Genomic DNA, 14433 nt, shown 5'->3' with positions numbered 1-14433 from the left:
TTTGCGTTTCTCCGTTAACGAAGCATTGTTGCGACGAACTCTTGCGCCTTGGCCGCGGCTGCCGCGGGCAGGGTGACCTTGTCGAATTCGGGGCCGCTGCCGCGCGTGGCGACGAAGCCGGCCTTGGAGCCGGCACTGCTGCCGGCGGAGGAGGGGTCGATGACATAGCCTTCGGCACCGCTGATGATCACGGTGTCGCGTTCGGGCAGGTAGCGCGTCGCCATCGCCCACGCGATCTCGCGCGGGTCGCGGATATTCACGTCGTCGTCTACGACGGTGACCGTCTTCAGGCGGCGGTCCAGATTCAATGCGAGCATGATCAGCCGGCGCACTTCATGGCGCGCGCAGCCTTTCACGGCGACCGTGGCGGAGAAGCCGGCGGTGCCGCCGGTGAGCTCCAGATCGACGACACCGGCGACCAGAGCCTGCAATTGTCCGAGCAACTCGGTGCCAGCGGCGAGCGACAGTAGCGTGTCTACGTCGGCGGACCACGGGCACAGGCCGGGATAGATGAAGTTGTCGCGGTGGGTGACTGCCGTCACTTCGATGACGGGGCTGACGTTCGAGAAGTAATAGCCGGTGTTCTCGCCGAATGGTCCTTCCGTCTCGCGCACACCCGGCAGCACGCGGCCTTCGATGATGATCTCGGCGCGCGCCGGTACTTCGACGTCCACCGTCAGTGCGCGCACCAGTTCGACCGGCTCGCCGCGCAGCGCGCCGGCGATTGCCATCTTGTCCGGCCCGAGCGGGCCGCTGCGCACCACCGATGCGAGCAGCGTCGCCGGTTCGAGGCCCAGCGCAATCGCGACCTCCAGTGGCCGGCCGGCGGCTTCGGCGTTGGCGTGGAATTGCGACAGCGGCGGGTTCGCCAGCAGGATGCCGAGCCGCTTGCCGCCCTTCACCATCATGCGGTGGATGCCCATGCCGCGGCGCCCGGTCGCCGGGTCGGTGCACAGCACGACGCCGGTGGTGATGAAGGGGCCGGCGTCCTTTTCGTGGTGCGTGAGGATGGGCAGCAAGGACAGCAATGCGTCCGGCGACCTATGCACGACTTCCTGCACCGGCGCGCTGCCCTTCGCGATGACCGGCGCAAGCGCGCGTCCCTTGTTCTCCAGCCAGGTCTGCGCGAGACGTTCCTCGGTCGTGCCGAGCGCCAGCGCCATGCGGCGGCGGTTTGCGATCAGGTTGCCGGCGACGCGCGCGCCGGGGTAGCCGGCAAGGTTCTCGAACAGCACCGCCGGGGCATCCGCCGGCAGGCTGCGCAGCACGGCCGCGATCTCGAACTTCGGATCGAATTCCTGCCGCACGTGCAGCAAGTCGTCGCCGAGGTCGGAGAGAAACGCGCGCAAGTCTGGATACGCCATCGTCTTTCGAGTCCTGTCCTTGTTCTTGTGCCGGCCGGGCAGGCCATCCAGGCGCTGCCCGGTTTCGGTCGCTTGCTTACAGATACCGTGCCGGCATGCGCTGCACCTGCTCGATGACGCGGATCGAGAACTTCCGGTCACTGAGCTGGCCGCGGCCCATGCGCACCTGCAGCCGGTCGGCGAACTTGTCGAGCGTGCCCGACACCTCCGCCTTCACGCGCTGATAGGTATATTTGTGGATGCCCGGGTTGAGGGTGCGGATCGTCAGTTCCAGCTCCTTGCCCTCGGCCAGCTCCCCGAGATCCATTACGAACACTTCCCATTGATTAGCCATGACCGCTCCTTATTTCCTGCCGCGAAAGCCGTAGTCGGCCCAGTTGTTCAGGACCTTTTCCTGGATGTCCTTCGTGTAGACGTTCTTGAAGCTGACGACCGTCGGCACGTCGTTGGTCTTGTCCCAGTCGACCGGCCACAGGCAGTCGAACAGCACTTGCGAGCCGATCGAATACTTGCGGTCGTGCGGCGTCGCGTGCGGATACAGCGCGGTGCCGGTAGTGTTCTTGAACACGTGGATGCCGCGCTCCGGATTGCAGCGCGTGCAGAACGCGTGATAGACCTCGTCCCAGTTGAAGATGTCGGTCTGGTCATCGACCACCATCACCATGTGGAACCACGGTCCGAGCTTGCTGCCGAAGGCAAGCTGCGCGATCTGCATCGCGATGCCCGCGTAGGTCGGCTTCACGCCGACGATCATCATGTGGTGCGTCGAACGCGGGTGCATGTACACGCCGGTCACCGGAATGCCCTGGCTCTTCAGCAGCTTCTCGAGTTCCAGGCCGAGCGAGAACGAACGCAGCAGCTGCCCCTCGTCCTGCGGCACGCCCATATTCGAGATCGTCATCGTCGCGTTGTTGCGATAGGTGATCGCATCGACGCGGAAGGTGACGCGGAAGTCGCGCGGGCTGGTGCGGTAACCGGTGTATTCGCCGAACGGACCTTCCTCGACCTTGTAGTCGGGCAGGATCATCCCCTCGATGATGATCTCGGCGTCGGCCGGCACTTCGAGGTCATTGGTCTCGCATTTGACCAGCCGTACCGGCTCGCCCGACAGCATGCCGGTGAGTTCCGGCTCGGGAATCGGGGAGGGCGCGCACGCGGCCATCGCGGCCAGCGGCGACAGGCCGATCGCGGTCGCGAACGGGCAGCCTTCGCCGCGCGGCAGGTAGTAATCGGTCAGCGTCTTGCCAAGGTCGGAGAACGGAAACACCGCGCCCGACATCGTGCGGCCGTCCCACATCATCTGCCGGTACATGCCCCAGTTCACGTCGCCGCGCACCGGATGCTTGGTGATGACCCCGTGCCAGGTGCCGACATATCGGCCGCCGTCGCCGTCATGCACCAGCGGCACCGGCAGCTTGCACAGGTCGACGTCGTCGCCGAGCAGGATGTTCTCCTTGCACGGCGCGTCGCGCTTGTCGATGATGACCGGGGCGATCGGCTCGCTGTTGGTGCGCTTGAGGTATTCCGCGCCGATCTGCGGCAGCGTCGAGGACGGGTCCATGCCGAGCGCGATCGCCATGCGGCGGTACGTCGACAGCGGCGCGCCAAAGTAGCTGAAGCCGGGGTAGTCCTTGATGTTCTCCATGAACGGGGCGGCTTCGCCGAGTTCGCAGACACGGCGCACGATCGCGCCGGCCTCGTTGTCCCAGTCCACTTCCTGCTGGATGCGCACGGCGTCGCCGGACTTCACGCAGGCCTCGATGAATTCGCGGTTGCTTTTCGGTGCTGAAATCTTTCCCACGTCGATCTCCTTGCTTGTGACGGAATTAGTTCGAAATCAGTGGATCTTCGAGAGCACGGCGTCCCACTTGCCCTGTGCTTTCAGGATCATTTCGGCGACCTCGCGCACCGCGCCGTGGCCACCGCGCGCGGTCGTCACGTAGGCAGCGGCTTCCTTGACGTCGGCCACCGCATCGCCGACCGCCACCGGCAGGCCGACGCGCTTCATCATCGACAGATCGACCAAGTCGTCGCCGACGTAGCACACCTCGGCGTCGGAGATATTCAGCTCCTCCAGCATCTGCGCGTAGGGCTCGGTCTTCTTCTTGATGCCCTCGTAAAAGCGCTTGATCTTCAGCTCCTCGGCACGATGGCGCACTGCGCCGGACTTCTTCGACGTGATGATCGCGACGTCGATGCCGCACAGCTGCAGCACGATCACGCCCATGCCATCCTTGATGTCGAAGTTGCGCGACTCGACGCCGTCGTCATTGATGACGATGCGGCCGTCGGTCATCACGCCGTCGACGTCCAGGATCACCAGCTTGATGTTCTTGGCCTGTTCCATGTCTCCAGATCCCTTGTGAGTGGTGTGTTTGCGTTGTTAGCGGGCGGTTTCAGCCGATGCCATACTCGTGCCAGCGGGCGCGGATCTTCGCCAGCATCTCGTCATCCATGCGCGCCTCGACCGGCTTCTGCTTCCATTCATACGGAATGCAGGCATCCATCAGGATGCGCGAGGTCGTGAGCTTGTCGCTGTCGGGATCGAGGGCCGGATCGAGCGGCGTCGAGCGGCCGCGCTTGATCAGTTCGGTGCCGCGCATCGGGTCGTAGCGGCACGACAGCGCCCAGAACACGCGCTGCAGGTCGTCGGCCTGGATGTCCTCATCCACCGTGATGACGCCCTTGATGCCGTAGCTGCCGGTGTTGCTGCCGATCACCGCGTCGGCGACCTGGCGCGAGTGGCCCGGATAGGACTGCTTCACCGACACCACCGCCCAGAAACGCCCCGCCGATTCCGGCAACACGCACACCGAGCTGATGCCGGGCACGCGCATCTGCTCCAGCTCCGTCCACAAGGTAGCGGTGCGCGTGAAGGCGAGCAGCATATGCACGTCGGTCACCGGGCGTCCCTGGCCAGTCGCCCACAGGATCGGGTTGTTGCGGTGCAGGATCTGCTGCACTTCCAACACCGGCTTGGGGATCGGCTTGTGCAACTCGTCGGTGTAATAGCCGGTGTATTCGGCGAACGGGCCTTCCGGCAGGAAGTTGTTCGGATCGATCTCGCCTTCGAGCACGATCTCCGCGCCCGCCGGCACCGGCAAACCGGTCAGCGGCGCCATCAGAAATTCCGCCTGCTGGCCGCGCACTGTGCCGGTGATGTCGAAGTCGCTGGCGCCCTTGTGCATCAGCGTGCCGGCCATGAAAATCAGCGGGTCGCAGCCGATGATCGCCGCCGCGGGCATCTTCTTGCCCATCTTCGCGTACTTCTTCATGATCCGCTCGCCGCGCTTGCCCGGCAGGATCTGCACGCCGCAGCGCTTGTCGTCGAGCATCTGCATGCGATACGTGCCGAGGTTCACCTCGCCGGTCTCGGGATCGCGCAGCACCACCGACACCATCGTGCCGATGTAGCGTCCGCCGTCGAGCGGGAAGAACTTCGGCACCGGGAACATGTTGAGATCGACCTTGTTGCCGCTCAGCACGTTTTCCAGCACCGGACCGTCCTTCACTTCCTTCGCCTTGATCAGGCCTTCGGAGGTGATGGTCTTCTTCATCCACTGCTGCGCGGACTGGCACAGCGTCAGGTCGTGCGGCAGGCCGAGCATGATCGCCAGGCGCTTGGTCGTCGCGAACGCCCCGGTGAACACCGGCGTGTCGTAGCCCTTGACGCTCTCGAACAGCAGCGCCGGGCCCTTCTTCTCCTCGGTCAGCTTGGAAACGTGCGAGATCTCCAGATTCCAGTCGACTTCGGTGGTAACGCGCTTCAATTCATGCGCTTCGGCGCACTGATTGATGAAATATCTCAGGTCCATTCGGAATGCTCCTGGGTGGAAAGGGGAAAGAGAAAAGGGGAAACGGAAAGTGGTCTGGGGCGGAAGGTCGAAGGCGGACTAGTGCGTCGCCTGCACGGATTCGATGACTTCGTAGCCGGCGTCCGCGAGCGCGCGGATCACGTCCGCGGTGTCCGCGATGTGGAAGCGGATGATCACCTTCCGTTCCTGGTCACCGGGTGCAGCGCCCTTGGGGCCCGTGTTGATCGGATAGATCGCGTGCACCTCGGCGCCGCTGCCCTCGACGATGTCGGTGATGCGGCCGATGGTGCCCGGCCGGATACGCATCGGCGCCAGCGTCACGCCGCTGCGTTTCTCCCAGGCACCGAGAAAGTGCGCCGCCAGCGAAAACATCTCGATCGCCGAGATCATGCCGACGACGTTGCCGCGATCCATCACCGGCAACTGTCCGACGCCGTGCTGCTGTCCGACCTGGAGGCAGTGCTCCATCGTGTCGTTGGCGTCGATCGTCGCCGGGTTGCGGACCATGATGTCCTTCACCTTGACGTGGTTCGAGAAGTAGTTCAGTTCGTCCGGGTTCTGGCTGCGCAGCGCTGCGTGTGCGGCGCGCAGGCAGCCCGCGCGGGTGATCAGGCCGCGCAGGCGCCCGTCATCGACAACCGGCAGCGCATGCAGGTTGGTTTCGGAAAGGATCTGCTTGGCCTCGGACAGCAGCGTGTTGCTGCCGAGCACCGTGGGATTGGTCTGCATCCAGTTGCGTACGATCACTTTGCCTTCTCCTATGCGAGCCGCTTGCCGACGAGCAGGCTCGACACGATGTAGTCCATCGCAGAGCTGGCGCCGGTAGTGGCGGGGGCCTTCTGCTTGTTGCTCCAGATCGTTTCGGGGCGCGCCTGGAGCACGAAGATGTTTCCGCCGACCGGCAGGTTCTTGTCGATCGCCCACTCGATGTCCATCGGGCGGCCGTAGTGCTTCTCGATCTTCTTGGCCATCCACGCGAGTTCGGTGATCTCGTCGTCGAGGATCGACTGGATGTTCTGGCGCTCGGCCGGCACTTCCATCGCCACCGACTTCTGCGTCTTCAGGTCGGCCGTGTAGCAGACCTCCTTCTTCGAGATCGTGCGATCGATGATGTCGAGCGTGACCTTGTTGACGACGAAGTTGTCCGGCGTCACCTCGCCCGACACCACCGATTCGCCGAAGCCGAAGTTCGAGTCGATGACGATCACCGAACGGTCGCCGGTTGCCGGATGCACGGTGAACATCACCCCGGCGGTGTAGGCGTTCGCCATCTTCTGGATGCCGACGCTGATCGCCACCTGCTCGTGCGGGAAGCCCATCCTGATGCGGTAGGCGATCGCCCGCGCCGTGTACAGGCTGGAAATGCAGCGCCGCACGTGATGCATCACATCGTCGATGCCGCGAATCCACAGGTAGGTGTCCTGCTGGCCGGCGAAGCTCGCGCCCGGCAGATCCTCGGCCGTCGCGCTGGAGCGCACCGCAACCGGCACGGCCGGCATGTAGCAACGCACCGACAACTTGCGGTAGGCCTCGGCGATCAGATCCTCCAGCTCGATCGACATCGGCCGCGACTCGATCATTTCGCGGATTGTGCGGGAGGCCTCCTCGAGCTTGTCCATGTCATCGTGGTCGAGGCCGTCGAGCAGGCCGCCGATCTCGGCCAGGATGCCGGCCTCCTGCATGAAGTCCGCATAGCCGTGCGTCGTCAGCGCGAAACCCGGCGGCACCCGCACGCCGGCGTTGATGAGTTCGCCGAGGGACGAGCACTTGCCGCCGACGAGGGCCACGGAGTCCTTGTTGCACTCCTCGAAGAAGCACACCTTCGGTGCCCGGCGGTCGATCTCCGGGCCGAGACGGGATTCATCAATCATGAACGCGGTTCCCATTGTTTATCCCCCTCACTGGACGATCGAGATCACGCCCGAAGAACCATCGACCCGCAGCGTCATGCCGGTCTTGATCACGCGGGTGGATAGGCCGGTGCCGACGACTGCCGGCATGCCGTACTCGCGGCATACGATCGCGGCATGGCTCATGACGCCGCCGACATCGGTGACGCAGGCCTTGATCTTCGCGAAGGCCGGCGCCCAGGACGGCGAAGTGGTGGGGGCGACGAGAATCTCGCCTTCCTGCAGGTCGCGGATGTCTTCGGCACTGCGGCACACGCGCGCCTTGCCCTCGACGAGGCCGGGGCTGGCCGCGAAACCCTTCAGTTCGGTGATGCTGTCCGGGTCGGCGACGCCTTGCACGTCGGACCACGCCGACAGGGAACTGTTGGTGACGCCCCACAGCACGATCGTGAAGGGCTCCTGGATCACCTCCGGCGCAATGCCGATCGCGGGCGGCGGGCTCCACTCGCGGAACTTCTGCATCACGCCCTTGCGCCACTCGATCTCGGCCGGCCACGTCGCCGTGCCACGCGGCGTCACGCCGGTCGCCCACGCCGTGACGATGTCCCACAGCGCCTGCTTGATCTCGTCGCGACGCAGGTACCAGACGTCCTCGATCTCCTTGATCACGCCGTGTTCCTGCATGATCGCCGCGACCTCGCGCATCTTGTTCCAGAACACCGAATGGAACCAATGCTCGACGTAGAACAGATGATTCTCGACATACGGGAATACCGTCTTCGCGCAGCCGAGCAACTCGTCGAACTGCTTGCGGTCGTCGTCGTTGTCGATCAGGTCGCGGTACTCGGCGGTAATGCGGTCGCGTTCGGCACGCACCGCTTCCATCGGCCGGTCGATCGAAACCCCTTCGCGGATCTTGCCGATATACGTCTGGATGCCGTCGAGGGGGATGTTGAGGTTGTCGTTCCAGCTGCGGTCGTTGTGGAACCAGCCCGTGCCCGACGAGATGTTGAACCACGGGTAACGTGCCTTCTCGAACGCCGCGAGCCACTCGTCGCCATGGCGGCGGTTCGCCAGCGCCGCCTTCACGTCCTCCCATTCGCGATGACCGGCGACAATGTCATCGACTTCCAGCTTGACCGCCTTCTTCGCCAGTTCCTTCAGTTCGTCGTCCGGCCGGTACATGATCACGTCGATGCCCGAGATCATCTGTGTCACGCGCTGCATCGGGATGTTCGGGAACAGCTTCTGCGTGAAGTCCATGAAGAACACGTAGGCCGCGTAGCCCAGGTTCAGGAACTCGAAGTGGTACTGCCAGCACTTGATGCCGAGATTGATCAGGTCGTCGTAGTTCTTCAGCAGGTGATAGCCCTTCGACTCGCCGATGCCGTCGGTGACGACGCTCAGGTCCTCGACATCGGGCAGGCGCGGGATCTCGAGCGCCTCGAGTTCGGCGATAGTGGCCTCCATCTTGAGCTTCCACTTCGCCTCGAGCGCGTCCCAGTTCTTGTAGTAGTAACCGGCGCGCTCCATGAAATTCGGCACGCGCTTGCCGATTTCTTCCGGATCCTTCACCGGCACCGGAGAGATATAGACGTAGCCGTTGATGATGCGGTGATCGACGCCACGCACCGGCGGCACCTGGAAGATGCGGTTGTTGAACTGCGACAGCGCCAGATACCAGGCCTCGTCCCAGATCGTGTCGAATGGGTAAAGCGGCTCCGGGTAATGCAAGCCGTCGTAGAACCAGAAGGTCTCCTTCTCGTACTGGTTGCGCTTCGGATCATCGGTGACGAACTGGTACTGGTACGGATACATCCGCTCCCAGCCTTCGGTCCCGGGAATCGTCTTGCCCTTGATGTCGTGCGGAACAGGAAACTTCATCTGATGCCCCCTCCTTGATATCGCGGTTTTTTTCGGTAAGGCCGGACAGGTTTCACGACCGGTTGCGGGACAACAATCGCAAGCGCTGTGCCACGGTGTTGTGATGCAGTGCCGCAATCAGCCGTGCAACAAGGACCGGCAGATGCTTGAAATCGGCGTAAGCACAGGCCCGTCCGGGGATTAATGCAGGCGCAAAAAAATGCCGAAAATTGATGGCTTCAGCCGGTATTCAGCGAAATCCGTGGGTCTTCGCCGTCCATCGCGAAGTGATCATTTGATGAGGTTTGCCGCCGCCGATCCTGTCAATTGATCATTTGGTGAACCGACGTTTCGGCGTCCTTATTTACGCTTGAAATGCGGCATTTCCAATCGTTTGATATTGATCAATACGGGCGGCAGAAGCGACGCGTACAAGGATTGGTCCAGGAGGAGGGCTAGGCCATGACCAAGCTCCAGAACAAAGTGCGTATCCAGGGCGACGACCTCAGAGCGCGCATACATTTCTGTGCCGACACCGGCCAGATCTGGCTACACGAACACCGCATGCTCCTTGTGCACGCCGAGGCGCAAGCCTCGCTGCGCAAGGAAATCATCGACACGCTCGGCATGCCGCGTGCGCGTGGCCTGTTGCTGCGCATGGGTTACGCGTCCGGCGTGCGCGACGCCGAACTCGTGCGTACGCGCATGCCCGAACTCAGCGACGCCGACGCATTCATGACCGGGCCGCAACTGCACTCGCTCGAAGGTATCGTCGGCGTGTCCCCGATCCGCGTCGAAGTCGACCGTGCCGCCGGCGAGTTCTACGGCGAATTCCGCTGGATCAATTCGTGGGAAGGCCAGTCGCACAAACGCCAGTTCGGCACCCATTCCGAACCGGTATGCTGGACTCAGATCGGCTACGCCTGCGGCTACGCATCGGCCTTCATGGGCCGTTCGATCCTGTTCAAGGAAGTCGAATGCGTCGGCATGGGTGACGAAAGTTGCCGTATCGTCGGCAAACCGATCGAGGAATGGGAGGACGCCGACGAGCACATGCGCTTCTTCACGCCCGAATCCATCGCCGACCAGTTGATCGACCTGCAGACCCAGGTGCTGCAACTGCGCTCGACCATTGGCGAAAAGGAAAAACTGCCGGCGGACATGATCGGCAAATCACCGGGCTTCCGCACCGCGCTCGATCTGCTGAAACAGGCGGCGGGCGGACAGATCACCGTGCTGCTGCTCGGCGAAACCGGCGTCGGCAAGGAACTGTTCGCCCGTGCACTGCACGAGATGAGCAGTCGCCGCGATCGCCCCCTGGTTGCGATCAACTGCGCCGCGATCCCGCATGACCTCGTCGAATCGGAGCTCTTCGGCGTCGAGAAGGGCGCCTACACCGGCGCGCTCGTCTCGCGTCCCGGCCGCTTCGAGCGCGCCGACGGCGGCACCCTGTTTCTCGATGAGATTGGCGACCTGCCGATGACCGCGCAAAGCAAGCTGTTGCGCGTGCTGCAGGAGGGCGAGGTGGAACGCCTGGGGGACGACAAGATCCGCAAGATCAATGTGCGCCTCGTCGCGGCAACCAACGCCGGCCTGCAGCAACTGGTCAAGGAAGGCCGCTTTCGCGCCGACCTTTACTATCGCCTCAACGCGTTCCAGATCAACATTCCGGCGCTGCGCGAACGCAAGGAAGACATCTCGCCGATGGCAAAGCACTTCCTGGAAAAATACACTGCCATCAACGGCAAGAAACTGCTCGGCTTCACCGACAAGGCGAAAAAGGCGCTGGTCGGCTATTCGTGGCCCGGCAACATTCGTGAGCTGCAGAATACCGTCGAGCGCGGCGTGATCCTCGCCCCCAATGGTGGACGCATCGAAGTCGAGCACCTGTTTCTCGCCTGCGCCGACGACGATACCCGCGAGGTCGGACTCGATGCGGACGGCAAACTCGACATCGGCGGATCCGATACCGGCCGCGCCTTGTGTGACGCCGTCTGCAATGGCGCGATGACGCTCGATCAGGTCGAAGCCATGCTGCTGGAGGCAGCGATGGACAAGGCCCGCGGCAATCTGTCGTCCGCTGCGCGCATGCTCGGCCTGACCCGCCCGCAACTCGCCTATCGACTGAAACGCCTGCACGAGGACGGTGGCGTCCGATCCGATGCCACGGCGGCCCAACCCTCTTCGGATGGCGCCTGATCGTGGACGCGTTGCACGAGCGGGCCCTGGCCTATCTTCGAGATCATCACGTCATGACGCTCGCCACACGGGGAGAGGAGGGCATCTGGGCGTCTGCCGTGTTTTACGTCAATGATAGTTTCACACTGTATTTCCTGTCCTCACCAGCAAGCAGGCACAGCCAGAACTTCGCTGTGGACGGGCGGCTCGCGGTGACGATCCAGGAAGACTGTGCCGACTGGCCGCAGATCAAGGGCGTGCAGGCGGAAGGAGGCGTAACCGAGATCTCCGGCGATGAGGAACGCCACGCACGCGCTCTGTACGGCGACAAATACCCGGTAGTCGGCAAGCTGGCCCGTGCGCCGGCCGCGATCGTCAAGGCGATGGCGAAGGTACGCTGGTACCGCTTCGCGCCGGAACGCCTGTACTTCATCGACAACTCCGTCGGCTTCGGCCATCGCGACGAGATAGACTGCCGCGCACTGACTACGGTGCAAGCCCCCGCAGCAGGAAGGTGAGGCCCTGCGTTGCGACGGGCAGGCTGCCGAGCCCCCGGCATTGGCTCAGTTCTGTCTCACCAGCTCGCCTGTCGCCGGCGCCAGCGCAAGGGCGGCTGCGTTCATTCGCCGCTCGATCCCACGCAGCGACCACGCGGCGAGCACGCCGATGCTTGCCAGCACCGGAATCAGCCAGCGTCCGCCATCCCACCCACCGAGGGACGTGGCCAGTGCGGCGATGGCGGGTACGCCAACAAAGGAACCAAGGTTCGAACACTGCATCACGATGCCGTTTCCCACCGCGATTTCCGCCGGCTCGCACGCGTGAAACGGGATGCCTGCCATGACCGTCGCAGGTAGCGCGCCGGCCGCGCCGCAGGCGATGATCGCTGCAATGGAGCGCAGGGTCGGATCGAAACCCGCGGAGAACACGAACCACCCCAGTACGCCCAGCATGATTTGAACGCCGGCGAGCAAGCCCCAGCGCGGCACGTCCTGTGCCGCCCAGTAGCTTGCACTGAGGTTGCCGCCGATGTTCGCGGCGACCGCAATTGCAGTCAGCCAGGCTGCACCGCGCGGCGTGTAGCCCATATGCTCGACTGCAAAAGAGGGCAGCCACGTGGCAAGCATGAACCATATTGCGGAATAGCAGCAGAAGCATGCCCCCATCAACCATGGGCCGGGCCGGAACAGGCGCGTCTGCGTCACCTTCAGCATCCGGCCGGGCGACGCATCATCCGGCGCCGCGAGGCGCCGACGCAGACCGAGCGCCACGATGATGCACGCCACGATCGCTCCGGAGTTCCACCACCACAGACCGCGCCAGCCATAGCGTTCGAGAAGGAGCGGCGCGACCGTCATCATCGCCGCCATGCCGACGGGCATGTAGCAACTCCATAACGACAGCACCGACCGTCGCCGCGCCGGGTCATGCGCGAGCGCGGCGGCAATCAGCGACGGCGCCGACACCACGACGAGCACGAAACCCAAGCCTTCGAAGACGCGGGAACCGATCAGGAACGCGCCGACGGTCGCTTCCGCGCCAAGCGCCGAGCCCAGCGCCAGCAGGATCAGCCCCCACAACAATCCGCGTTGCGCACCAAATCGTGCCATCCAGACGCCGACAGCGACGCCCAGCGTTGCGGTCATGGCATTGATTGCCGTGGCCATCCAACCCGCCTGCACCAGGCTGAGCAACAGATCCTCACGCACCGCGTGAATCGCGGGAGGCACCTTGCCGATCTGTGCGGCTGCCAGACAGCCGGCAAGCAGCGCGAGCAAAATCGTACCGGTGATTGTCTTCATCGTTTGTCGTGGCTCCCGAGTTCGCATGGCCGTGGCGCAGCGGTTACGCGCATAGAAAACCGTGCGTCACGTCCATCGATTCATCATTGCGTAAACGATGGAGTGCAAACAATCAGAAGTCAAGCAACGTATTGGGCCGGTGTCCACACGAAGGACGTCTAGCCGAAAATCCGCAACGCACGCGGGATTCTTTGAGTGCCTCGGGAGTGCTTTGAATCTATAGTTCGCGGGTAGCCCGTTCACACACGAAGCGAGTCTTTTGCGGGAGTCCGGAATGGATCGACCGACTGGTCTGCGTACCTGTCTTTACGGTGAAGAGCAGCTCGCGAATGTCGTTGACGGCATGGCGTGCCAGCTTGCGGCGCGACTGGATCGGGCAACGCCGCTCGCCGTGATCGGCATCCTGCGGCGCGGGGCGCCGCTCGCGGAGCGCCTTACGGCCGCCCTGACAGCAAACCATCAATTCGCGCCGCCGCTCCGGCTGGATCTCTCGATCAAACGCTACGCGGACGATCTGACGCTGCTACACCCGGAAACCCGATTCGTCGAAAACATCGAGCATCGCGCCGTGGAACTGACCGGCTATACGGTCGTGGTCGTGGACGACGTCCTATACACGGGGAATTCGTTGCTGCGTGCGGTCGCGTATCTGGCACAGAAACAGCCGCATCGGATTCTCGTCGCGACGCTCGCGGACCGCTGTGTGACTCGCCTGCCGATTCACGCCGACGTCGTCGGTGTGCGTCTCGAGGTCGCGCCCCCGGACATCATCGAATGCAACGTGCCCCCGTATGAGCCCACATTCCGTATCGAATTGCTGCAAATGGAGCGCAAGCAGGGCGTGGTCAGCGCCTGAGCGCAACATGCCGGCGAGCGCGGGCGGAAAGCTGAGCGGGGAATGGGCCTGAGGATAAGGCCCGGGAACAGCCGGCGATGCGTGGCGGGGGGCGAGTTTCACCCCCCGCGGATACGCTATTTCCCTGACGCTGTTCAGGCGGCCTTCTTGGAAGCCTTGGTGGTGGCGGCGGTCGCCGCCAGCATCGGTTGCAGCGCGCTGTTGGCGGCGGCGAGGTTGGTTTCCGTGACGTCGCGCGTGGTCTTGACGAAGTTCTCGTAGGCTGCGCTGGCGTTGCTCATCGCCGTCTTCATTGCGGCGACGAAGTCCGAGCTGCCGGCGGGAGCCGTCTTGGCGACGTTGTCCAGAAACTCGCTGACGCCGTGCGACATTTGGGTCAGCTGCTGCGTGCCGAATGCGGCGATGTCGCCCTGGGTCTGGATGGCCAGATCGTTCACGCTACGGAAGTATTCGGCGGCCTGTTCCAGCGACTTTCCCTGGGCGCTCATGCGCGACGCGAATTGCTCCTGCAGGTCGCCCTCGAACACCGGCACGGCGTTCGCCGAGGCGTAGGCGCACAGGTTGCGCGCCGCGTCGAGGTTCAGCGCAAGAAGTCGCTCCGATGCCCCGAAGACGATGTCGGCCAGCGACTGGAAGGCCTCGGCGTTGCTGTTTGCGGCCTTGGCGAGTTTTTGTACGGATGCGAATGCGTTCATTGCGTGTTCT

The 14433-nt window shown here is 63.6% G+C and carries 13 protein-coding genes; 3 read left to right on the top strand and 10 right to left on the bottom strand.

The window, feature by feature from the left end; genetic code table 11:
• Window positions 1-14: 14 nt before the first annotated feature.
• From GPA25_RS10370 to GPA25_RS10335, 8 genes are all read right to left on the bottom strand, one after another.
• Window positions 15-1364: a UbiD family decarboxylase gene (locus GPA25_RS10370; protein WP_169260304.1), complete on the bottom strand. Its 1350-nt coding sequence runs from the start codon at window positions 1362-1364 to the stop codon at window positions 15-17.
• Between the two features lie 76 nt (window positions 1365-1440).
• Complete coding sequence (gene ppcG / locus GPA25_RS10365; protein ID WP_169260303.1) at window positions 1441-1698, bottom strand: phenylphosphate carboxylase subunit gamma; 258 nt, start codon at window positions 1696-1698, stop codon at window positions 1441-1443.
• Window positions 1699-1707: 9 nt separating this feature from the next.
• The gene (gene ppcA, locus GPA25_RS10360) at window positions 1708-3165 is read right to left on the bottom strand and encodes a phenylphosphate carboxylase subunit alpha (RefSeq protein WP_169260302.1); all 1458 of its coding nucleotides are present in this window, start codon (window positions 3163-3165) and stop codon (window positions 1708-1710) included.
• A 36-nt stretch (window positions 3166-3201) separates the two neighbouring features.
• Window positions 3202-3711 carry a phenylphosphate carboxylase subunit delta gene (gene ppcD / locus GPA25_RS10355; protein WP_169260301.1) on the bottom strand — a complete coding sequence of 170 codons (510 nt, stop codon included), beginning with the start codon at window positions 3709-3711 and terminating at the stop codon, window positions 3202-3204.
• A gap of 49 nt (window positions 3712-3760) precedes the next feature.
• Window positions 3761-5179 (bottom strand): phenylphosphate carboxylase subunit beta, encoded by a 1419-nt coding sequence (gene ppcB / locus GPA25_RS10350; protein ID WP_169260300.1) that lies wholly within the window; start codon window positions 5177-5179, stop codon window positions 3761-3763.
• Between the two features lie 78 nt (window positions 5180-5257).
• Window positions 5258-5926, bottom strand: a complete 669-nt coding sequence (locus GPA25_RS10345) for a CBS domain-containing protein (protein ID WP_169260299.1) — start codon at window positions 5924-5926, stop codon at window positions 5258-5260.
• Window positions 5927-5937: 11 nt separating this feature from the next.
• Window positions 5938-7050 (bottom strand): PEP/pyruvate-binding domain-containing protein, encoded by a 1113-nt coding sequence (locus GPA25_RS10340; RefSeq protein WP_246265576.1) that lies wholly within the window; start codon window positions 7048-7050, stop codon window positions 5938-5940.
• 27 nt (window positions 7051-7077) lie between these two features.
• Entirely contained in the window at window positions 7078-8913 is a 1836-nt protein-coding gene (locus tag GPA25_RS10335) for a PEP-utilizing enzyme (protein ID WP_169260297.1), read from the bottom strand.
• Between the two features lie 441 nt (window positions 8914-9354).
• Here GPA25_RS10335 and GPA25_RS10330 point away from each other — a divergent pair, with 441 nt between their 5' ends.
• Window positions 9355-11091 carry a sigma-54-dependent Fis family transcriptional regulator gene (locus GPA25_RS10330; protein WP_169260296.1) on the top strand — a complete coding sequence of 579 codons (1737 nt, stop codon included), beginning with the start codon at window positions 9355-9357 and terminating at the stop codon, window positions 11089-11091.
• A gap of 2 nt (window positions 11092-11093) precedes the next feature.
• Entirely contained in the window at window positions 11094-11588 is a 495-nt protein-coding gene (locus tag GPA25_RS10325; protein ID WP_169260295.1) for a pyridoxamine 5'-phosphate oxidase family protein, read from the top strand.
• Between the two features lie 45 nt (window positions 11589-11633).
• On the opposite strand, the gene GPA25_RS10320 is transcribed toward GPA25_RS10325, so the two are convergent.
• Window positions 11634-12872 (bottom strand): MFS transporter, encoded by a 1239-nt coding sequence (locus tag GPA25_RS10320; RefSeq protein ID WP_169260294.1) that lies wholly within the window; start codon window positions 12870-12872, stop codon window positions 11634-11636.
• Between the two features lie 274 nt (window positions 12873-13146).
• Between GPA25_RS10320 and GPA25_RS10315 the strand changes: the two genes are divergently transcribed.
• On the top strand, window positions 13147-13728 hold the full coding sequence (locus tag GPA25_RS10315) for a phosphoribosyltransferase family protein (protein WP_169260293.1): 582 nt from the start codon (window positions 13147-13149) through the stop codon (window positions 13726-13728).
• A 134-nt stretch (window positions 13729-13862) separates the two neighbouring features.
• On the opposite strand, the gene GPA25_RS10310 is transcribed toward GPA25_RS10315, so the two are convergent.
• Window positions 13863-14423, bottom strand: a complete 561-nt coding sequence (locus GPA25_RS10310; RefSeq protein ID WP_169260292.1) for a phasin family protein — start codon at window positions 14421-14423, stop codon at window positions 13863-13865.
• Window positions 14424-14433 lie beyond the last annotated feature (10 nt).

It is taken from the genome of Aromatoleum diolicum, assembly GCF_012910955.1.
GTDB lineage: Bacteria > Pseudomonadota > Gammaproteobacteria > Burkholderiales > Rhodocyclaceae > Aromatoleum > Aromatoleum diolicum.
The sequence above is the reverse complement of the archived record's forward strand: the minus strand, read 5'-3'. Positions and strand labels throughout refer to the sequence as shown.